Origin of the sequence: Francisella philomiragia subsp. philomiragia ATCC 25015 (assembly GCF_000156715.1) — a bacterium.
Taxonomy (GTDB): domain Bacteria; phylum Pseudomonadota; class Gammaproteobacteria; order Francisellales; family Francisellaceae; genus Francisella; species Francisella philomiragia.
This window is the reverse complement of the sequence record NZ_DS999315.1, coordinates 1-710: the sequence shown is the minus strand read 5'-3', so window position 1 is coordinate 710 and position 710 is coordinate 1. Positions and strand designations below refer to the sequence as shown.

Genomic DNA, 710 nt, shown 5'->3' with positions numbered 1-710 from the left:
ATTTAGGGGCTGTCCTAGATAACTAAGTTATGTTAGGATGGTTTTGATAAGAAAAAGTAGATTAAGTTCATACAAGCAAGACAAATTAATAGAGTTATTTATAGCAGGAAGTACAGCACGAACTGCATCAGAATTAGTATCAGTAAATAAAACCACAGCCAGCTATTATTTTCATAGATTAAGATTATTAATTTATGAAAATAGTGAGCATTTAGAAATGTTTACAGGAGAGATTGAAGTAGATGAAAGCTACTTTGGAGGATCTCGTAAAGGTAAACGAGGTAAAGGAGCTAGTAGTAAAGTTCCTGTCTTTAGTTTACTTAAACGTAATGGAAAGGTATACACAGTAATCATTCCAAATGCTAAAAGTAATACTCTATTACCAATAATTAGAGAAAAAGTTAAGCCTGATAGTATCGTTTACACTGATATTTTTAGGAGCTATAATGCCTTAGATGTTTCAGATTTTAAACATTATAGAATTAACCATAGTAAGCTGTTTGCAAAGAAGCATAATCATATAAACGGTATAGAGAACTTTTGGAATCAAGCTAAGAGACATTTGAGGAAATTTAACGGTATTCCTAGAGAACATTTTCACTTGTTTTTGAAGGAGTGTGAGTGGAGATTTAACCATAGTGATTCTAAAGAGCAACTAAAGCTAATTAGACACTGGGTTAGAGAGAGTTTAAAGTAAACTTATCTAGGAC

At 31.7% G+C, this 710-nt stretch carries 1 protein-coding gene; it reads left to right on the top strand.

Annotated features, from left to right (window positions below):
* Positions 1–46: 46 nt before the first annotated feature.
* A complete protein-coding gene (locus FTPG_RS05325; protein WP_035722472.1) occupies positions 47–697 on the top strand; it encodes an IS1595 family transposase in 651 nt (216 codons plus the stop codon).
* Positions 698–710 lie beyond the last annotated feature (13 nt).